This window comes from Mycobacterium sp., assembly GCF_052144515.1.
GTDB lineage: Bacteria > Actinomycetota > Actinomycetes > Mycobacteriales > Mycobacteriaceae > Mycobacterium.
In genome coordinates this window covers 1-6,515 of record NZ_JBKQQD010000543.1, presented here as the reverse complement: position 1 = coordinate 6,515, position 6,515 = coordinate 1, and the positions used below count along the sequence as shown (strand labels likewise).

The window sequence follows — 6,515 nt, the reverse complement described above, 5'->3', positions numbered from 1 at the left end:
CCCCGCTGGTGGCCAGGTAAAAGTCCCCGCCCCGTGCGGTAGTTCAGTGGTTGGTCAGGGGTTCTCCTTTCGGTGACGAGTCACCGGTGACGGGCACGGGGCGATTCGCGGCGCGACCGCCGGGGCGCCGGCGACGGCGTGATGATCACTGGCGACGTCCGCACGCTCGCCCGCAGCTACTGCGCGAAGGGCACCACGGTCCACTACGAGCAGTACAACGCGCTCAGCCACGTCTGGAGCCTCCTGCCCTGGCTGCCGAACTCGATCGCCTGGATCAAGCAGCGCTTCGCCGACCTGCCCGCGCCGCAGAACTGTCCGTCGATCGAGCCGGGCAACAAGCTCGATCCGATTCCGGTTCCGCAGGAACCCAGACCCGCCCGGTGACAAAGGCCGCGCGGGCACAGTGAACACCTCCTCGGCGTCGGTCACCAGCCCGCCCTCCTTATCAGCTCACGCTCGTCTCGATCTCCACGATCTAGTCTTAGCTTTCGTTGCTCATCTCGATGTTCAGCAGCCTAAACGACTGCGGCACAACCGCATCTGAGCCGGTGCGCGCCCACAAGGAGGCGCCGCGCTGCCCCTGGGCCGGCCGCCGGTTGGAGCCGAACATGTTCGGAATCAACTCGACCTGGCTCGGGAAACGGTCGACAATCACGAAGCCGTCCATGAATGGGCCGTAGACGAGGATGTAGTTGTTCTTGATCGCTGACGTGTTGATCGAACCGTCATGTTTGACAGTTCGTTGACCGGCCGGAGCAGCATCGGCGGCATCTGCGCCAGCTCGGGGAACTTGATCGCGCCGTTTGTCGATTCTGATTCGCGTATGTCGTTGATAACGCTCCAATTTTCGCACCACTGCGCCCGCGCCTGGAATCTCGGCGGCAGCGCACTCTGCACCGAGTCCACACGAAGTCTCCCCGGACCTCAAGCTCGGCCAGCTGCTCGACTCCGGCATAGAAATTCGACCTTGCATGATGCGCGCGGTCTTGGCGCGGCTCGCGGCGGATTGGCGGTCGCGCCGGGCTCCTCGACGCGGCGGCGCATCACGCACCCGGCAACCGTAGACGCCGCGCACACCGCACCTCGGCGGGATCGCGCCAGGTACGAGGACCATCGGCCCTAGGAAACGCCACAGGACGAGCACACACTCCCGGCTCAGGTGCAATAGACACGGCAAGCTGAAGGAGATGAGCGGCGATGTGTGGCTGGGGCTGGGGCGGTAACGGCTGGGGCGGGGGCTGGGGCGGCATCGTGATGACCATCGTGTTGGCGGTGCTTGTCGTGGCGGTGGTCGTCGCGGGGGCCTTTGCGATCCGCTATCTGGCTCGGGGCGGCAGCCAATACAACGGGGCCAGTTCCGTGGCGACCGGGCCAGAAGATACGTTGGCGCACCGCTTCGCTCGCGGCGAGATAGACGAAGACGAATATCGACGGCGCATCGCGCTACTGCGTGAACATCTCTGACCGCGATGGCTAGGTTGACGCGACGGGCGGCGCTCACTGCGCTCGGTGCGCTCGGAGCGGGCAGCGTCCTAGGTCTGGGGTATGTCCTTCGCAGCATGTTTGAGCCGCCCTCGACGGCTATCCGCCTCACCGACGGAGGCGGTTTTGGGGGTACGGGTCACATGGACATGAGCCGCTACATGGAGATGTTTATGCGCCACAGCGAAATCAACCGTGTCGTTGAGGACATTCCCGGCGGTGTGCGCACCACCACCGAATCGACGTCCCCAGACCTCACCGCCCAACTACAAGCGCATGTCTCAAGCATGTACTCCCGCCTCGATCAGGGAACCGAGGTCGCCTGCATGAGCCAGAGCCTGCCGACGCTTTTCCGTCATGCCAGCGGCTACCGCCGTCAGCTTACGTTTACCCCTACGGGTGTGATCGCTGAGGAGACCGCCGATGATCCCGCCCTCACCGACGCCATCCGTGCACACGCGCGGGAGGTCACCGGGTTCGTGCAGGAGGGGATGCCCGCGATGATGCAACAGATGATGGGCCCAGGCGGGATGATGGGCGGAATGGGCTGCGGCGGGATGATGGGGCCCCGCAGCCCTCGACCCACCTGAAGAAAAATGGGCTTGGACGAAAACATTGGACTTCCAAATATCCAAGCGCCCAACCATTTTCGGCTCTCTTTCGCCGCATCAATTCTTAACTGGCGCAATTCCACTCGGCGCCGCGAGGCGGGCAGACATTTACGGGTTGTCGGCCATGGCCGGTGCTGCTACCCCAACGGCAGCAACGACGGTGATAGGGGCGCTAACCAGGACTTCCGTAACCACTTGTCGTTCTCCCACGATAGTTGGACCTCGGTTATACGACTGCGCGGATGGGCTGCGAGCTTGACGTAATGCCGTCAAATCCGTCCGACATATTTCGGGCAGTACGCAGCGATGCTGGCGCCGACAAAGAACCCGGCATGAAAGGAGTCCAAGTTGCTGCTGGTCAGCACGTCCTTGTTGTTCATCACGTCCTGGGCGACCTGGGCCGGCGTCTCGCCCTGATCAAGTTCTGTGCAGGCCACGTAACCGGCGGCGATCATAACTTCCGGCGACGCGTACGTGATGCCCTTAGATCTCAGTGCGGCCAGGAACTTGGCGTCGGCATCGGCAGGGTCGGCATGAGCGGCCGAAGCTGCCGCTCCCGGAGGGCCCAGCAGCGCGACGATCGGTACAACGCAGGCGGCCAATAGTGATAGCACTCGACTGGGCGAGTGGACATGAGTGGTTGTCATTTCTGCACCTCCCATTCATTAGAAGCGCCATTGCGTTGCGGCAAGCTAAACGGGCGAATGCTGGCAGCAGCTAGTGCCAAAAGTCACCCGGAGCAGCAGCCGATCGTCACGTTCGCCGCTCGCGCGAAGCTAGAAAGCAAAGCGGGCCCGGCATGTGATGAGTGATGATGTCCCCGACTTCCCGCGCCCCATGCTTGTTCTCGCCAGTCGCGGGAGATCAGCACCTTCACGTCTCGTTTCCAAGGACTTCCTGGGCAAGCTCTCGGAGCGCGCGGCGATCCTCGGTCAGTGCCGCACGGCCGGCCGGGGTGGCCCGGTAGACGCGGCGCACGCGGCCGTCGACGACCCGGTGGTGAGAGACCAGCAAACCATCAGCTTCGAGCCGGTGCAGTGTGGGATACAAGGTGCCCGGGCTGACCTCGTATCCATGCCGGCTCAATTCCTTGGTCAGCCATGCACCGTGGACCTCGTCCTCGGCGGCGTGATGCAGGATGTGCAACCTCACCGCGGCCCGCTGAAATTCCCTCATCTACACCACCTTTCGCCCAATGATGACGAAGCCGATATCGGCTTGCGATTCTACGGTGTGGCGGCTCACGAGCAGCGCAGCAGCGTCATGAATCCGAAGTCCATGTGTATTTGCTGGTGGCAGTGCAACAGCGACAGCCCGGGTTGGTCGGCCAAAAAGTCGACGTCCATGGTCTGGTAGCCGCCGAGCATGGCGACGTCCTTGCGGATACCGGCGGTGGGGCTGCCGGCGATGTGGGTGATTTCGAAGGTGTGCCGGTGCAAATGCATTGGGTGGATGTCGTCGCTGGCGTTGCGGAACCGCAGCCGGTAGCGCTGGCCGTGCACGATGTCGAGAACCGGTTGGTTGGTGTCCATCGAGTACGGGGTGCCGTTGATGGTCCAGACGTTGAACCCGTTGCTGGCGGCGTTGCGCTTCTCGATGAGCATGTCGACGACGTGATCGACCGCCGGAGGGTTGCGGCCGGCCGCGCTGAAGACGCGGTAGTCCCATTGAAACGGTGGCGATGGCGCCCATTGCGGATCGCCGGTGCGGCCGGCGTATTCGACGACGACTCCCATGCCTGCTTGGCGATCATCGTCGGAGAGGTCACCGAGGATCCAGATGCCGGGGTTGCTCATCTCCACGATCGCGGAGATGCGTTCGGCGGCCCCCAGCCACAATACCGGCACCGCAACGGGTTTGGGCACGGGATTGCCGTCGAGGGCGACCACGGTGAAGGTGTGCCCGGGCAGGGCGAGGCTGCGATTTTCGGTGGCGCTGCCATTGAGCACGTGCAGCAGGATCCGGTCGCCCGTTTTCACTCGAATCGGATCGCCGTGGCCGAGGGTGCGGCCGTTGATGGTGAAGGTGCCGTAGCCCACCTCATAGCCGCGCGCCATTCCGGCCAGCAACGAAGCTGCCATCTCCCGCTCGCCCTTGTCTTTCAAATCTGCGATCGGGTCGCCAGCCAGGAAGCCGCCGGGCATGTCACCGCCCTGGCTCAGCGTGGGCTCGAATTCCTTGAGGGTCAGGAACACTTCGCGGTCGTAGGCACCGCGCTCGTTTTTCGGCTCGATGTAGACCGGGCCGACCTGTCCCCCGTACTGGCCGCCGGTCAGGTCAGCGCCCGGGGTGAGGTGGGTGTGGTAGAAGCGGAACCCCGACGGGCCCGGCACAAACGAGATCCGGCGCATACCGTGCGCGGGGATGAACGGGGTGCCTTCTTCGGAAGAACCGTCGACGTCAACCGGTATCTGTTGACCGTGCCAGTGCAGCTGTTCCGGGGTGTTGGTGTCGTTATAGATATCGACCGTCGTCCGTTTGCCTTCGGTGAACCGCAGCAGTGGGCCTGGGAATTGGCCGTTGTAGGTAGTGGTCGGCACGAGTTTGCCCGGTGCGACCTCAACATCCGAGTGAGAGATGTGCAGCGTGTAGTCGGCCTTGCCGCCCGGCGACTTACGCGAGCACCCGGCTGTTGTCCCGGCGGCGAGGCCACCGGCGGCCGTCACCATCGCCAGGCTGCTCCACTTGAGGAAGTCACGTCGACCAACAGACCTCACTCGCATGTGTGCTCCGGCTGCTCGGGTGCTGCGTTCGGAGCGGTGGCGGGCTTGGCGAGCCGCGCATCCAATGACCATCGGCCAGGACCGGTCCACAGCAAGAAGATCAAGCCGAGCAACATCGACAGGTCAGTCCGTGCGTCGTGGGCCATCCCCCAGAAGCCCTCCACCCCAAGGAACCCGCCTGGCTGCAGTTCGCGGATCTTGGTCAGCACGATCGCACCGATGATGTCGATGAGCAACGGAATGGCCGCGACCCGCGTTAGCAGGCCGAGGACCACCAATGTGCCGCAAACGATTTCGACCACTCCATCGAGATCGGCGAAGAACGCGGCAGCGGGGATTCCGATCCTTTCGAAGCGGCCCGGCCCCAATTGATGTGGGTACAAGAACTTTTGGATGCCCTCGCTGAGAAAAACCAGTCCCACCAGCAGTCGTACGCAGACCACGGCGGGCGGCCCTTCGGCATGCAGGAGCCGCTGCCATGACATTCGAGCCGAACCTATAGCCGCCAACTCGGACCCCGATATCGTATTCCGATAATTCCCTCCCGAGCCTACCGGACTCAACCCGTGGGTAGTCCGGCCAGTGCGGCGCCGACGCCGAGTATGCCCGCGCCCAGCAAGGTGCCGACCACGCCGCGTCGGGCGACCGGCAGCCACAGCGCTGCGGCGGCGAGAATCACGAATTGCCAGATGTGCTGCAGCGCAAGGGCGAGGGGGATTGCAGAGCCAATGATCGCGCCGATGACGGCGGGGCCCGCGCCGGACAGGAACGCCTGGATGTATCGGTTGGTGCGGAGTTGATCGAAGTGGGGTCCGCCGAGGATGACGAAAAGGAACGATGGGGTGAAGGCGGCGCGTTGTTCCACAAAGGCAAACTGCTCGAACGACCCATCGACATCACGCCCACCGAACCCGGCGAATCAACCGCAACGGAGGTCGCCTGAAACGACCCCATCCACAGGTCTTGAAAATATCTCCGATCATTGGATCGCTACGCAGCGCGGTAACCCGGTGTATGCGCTGGCTGTGCTGTTCGCCGCCTATACGGGTGTGCGGGCTGCTGAGCTACGGGGTCTACAGGTGCAGGACGTAACGCTGTCGGATATATCGGGCGCGGCTGGTGCTGTGCGGATAACGCGTACTGCCGCTAAGAGGAAGGTCTCGGGCGATTCTGGCCCTCAATGGCTTGCTGGCACGCCCAAGACCGCCAAATCGGATCGCGTAGTGCCGCTAGCGCCGTGGCTGGCGGATGACCTGCGCGACTACCTGACTAACGTGCATCCGTTCTCGGCAGCGAACACGCAAGGTCGCAACTACATACCTCACGCACCGCTGTTTCCGGGCACGCGACCGCAGCGAGTTCAATTGGGCGCGGTCATATCGTTGTCTAGCATGTGGACGACACACGCTCCTGGCCATCGTCACGCCGCTGGTGAGCTCTTGCGCGCGGGTGTTTTGGTCTTCGCCTTTGGGGTGCCCTTGCCCGCTGGATGCCGTCGGACACTTTCCTCAAGCTTCGCCAGCAAGTCGGAAACATCCTCGGTGGCGGCTTTCTCCTCGCGGACGGTGACGGGTGTGCCCGCTGCTTTGGCATTCACCAACTCGCGAACACGCTCGACATAGGTGTCGGTGTGCTCGACATGGTTGAACTCGCCCAGCATCGACTCGACCAGCGCATGCGCCATCTTTTCCGCCTTCGG

Annotated in this window: 9 protein-coding genes and 1 pseudogene; 3 read left to right on the top strand and 7 right to left on the bottom strand. The window is 63.5% G+C overall.

The window, feature by feature from the left end:
* The first annotated feature begins 141 nt into the window (after positions 1–141).
* Complete coding sequence (locus tag ACLP9N_RS36840) at positions 142–384, top strand: lipase family protein (protein WP_442412016.1); 243 nt, start codon at positions 142–144, stop codon at positions 382–384.
* A gap of 97 nt (positions 385–481) precedes the next feature.
* Here ACLP9N_RS36840 and ACLP9N_RS36835 read toward each other — a convergent pair whose 3' ends face one another.
* Positions 482–1,075, bottom strand: a complete 594-nt coding sequence (locus tag ACLP9N_RS36835; RefSeq protein ID WP_442412014.1) for a hypothetical protein — start codon at positions 1,073–1,075, stop codon at positions 482–484.
* A gap of 122 nt (positions 1,076–1,197) precedes the next feature.
* Between ACLP9N_RS36835 and ACLP9N_RS36830 the strand changes: the two genes are divergently transcribed.
* Together ACLP9N_RS36830 and ACLP9N_RS36825 are read left to right on the top strand one after the other, a co-directional pair.
* Positions 1,198–1,464 (top strand): SHOCT domain-containing protein, encoded by a 267-nt coding sequence (locus tag ACLP9N_RS36830; RefSeq protein WP_442412013.1) that lies wholly within the window; start codon positions 1,198–1,200, stop codon positions 1,462–1,464.
* A gap of 5 nt (positions 1,465–1,469) precedes the next feature.
* Positions 1,470–2,072: a hypothetical protein gene (locus ACLP9N_RS36825; RefSeq protein ID WP_442412012.1), complete on the top strand. Its 603-nt coding sequence runs from the start codon at positions 1,470–1,472 to the stop codon at positions 2,070–2,072.
* A 290-nt stretch (positions 2,073–2,362) separates the two neighbouring features.
* Here ACLP9N_RS36825 and ACLP9N_RS36820 read toward each other — a convergent pair whose 3' ends face one another.
* From ACLP9N_RS36820 to ACLP9N_RS36795, 6 genes and pseudogenes are all read right to left on the bottom strand, one after another.
* On the bottom strand, positions 2,363–2,740 hold the full coding sequence (locus ACLP9N_RS36820; RefSeq protein ID WP_442412011.1) for a DUF732 domain-containing protein: 378 nt from the start codon (positions 2,738–2,740) through the stop codon (positions 2,363–2,365).
* Between the two features lie 226 nt (positions 2,741–2,966).
* The gene (locus ACLP9N_RS36815; RefSeq protein WP_442412010.1) at positions 2,967–3,269 is read right to left on the bottom strand and encodes a PadR family transcriptional regulator; all 303 of its coding nucleotides are present in this window, start codon (positions 3,267–3,269) and stop codon (positions 2,967–2,969) included.
* A gap of 65 nt (positions 3,270–3,334) precedes the next feature.
* The gene (locus ACLP9N_RS36810) at positions 3,335–4,816 is read right to left on the bottom strand and encodes a multicopper oxidase family protein (RefSeq protein WP_442412009.1); all 1,482 of its coding nucleotides are present in this window, start codon (positions 4,814–4,816) and stop codon (positions 3,335–3,337) included.
* Positions 4,807–5,283, bottom strand: coding sequence for a DoxX family protein (locus ACLP9N_RS36805; protein ID WP_442412015.1), 477 nt, complete (start codon positions 5,281–5,283; stop codon positions 4,807–4,809). The genes ACLP9N_RS36810 and ACLP9N_RS36805 overlap by 10 nt, the downstream gene beginning before the upstream one ends.
* 92 nt (positions 5,284–5,375) lie before the next feature.
* Complete coding sequence (locus ACLP9N_RS36800) at positions 5,376–5,681, bottom strand: chromate transporter (protein WP_442412008.1); 306 nt, start codon at positions 5,679–5,681, stop codon at positions 5,376–5,378.
* 555 nt (positions 5,682–6,236) lie between these two features.
* A pseudogene (locus tag ACLP9N_RS36795) lies at positions 6,237–6,515 on the bottom strand (Ku protein); the annotation flags it as partial.

Excerpts from the sequence above, each read along its gene's own strand:
- ACLP9N_RS36840 (WP_442412016.1), top strand. The coding sequence starts at position 142 with ATGATCACTGGCGACGTCCGCACGCTCGCCCGCAGCTACTGCGCGAAG.
- ACLP9N_RS36830 (WP_442412013.1), top strand. The coding sequence starts at position 1,198 with ATGTGTGGCTGGGGCTGGGGCGGTAACGGCTGGGGCGGGGGCTGGGGC.
- ACLP9N_RS36825 (WP_442412012.1), top strand. The coding sequence starts at position 1,470 with ATGGCTAGGTTGACGCGACGGGCGGCGCTCACTGCGCTCGGTGCGCTC.
- ACLP9N_RS36820 (WP_442412011.1), bottom strand. The coding sequence starts at position 2,740 with ATGACAACCACTCATGTCCACTCGCCCAGTCGAGTGCTATCACTATTG.
- ACLP9N_RS36815 (WP_442412010.1), bottom strand. The coding sequence starts at position 3,269 with ATGAGGGAATTTCAGCGGGCCGCGGTGAGGTTGCACATCCTGCATCAC.
- ACLP9N_RS36810 (WP_442412009.1), bottom strand. The coding sequence starts at position 4,816 with ATGCGAGTGAGGTCTGTTGGTCGACGTGACTTCCTCAAGTGGAGCAGC.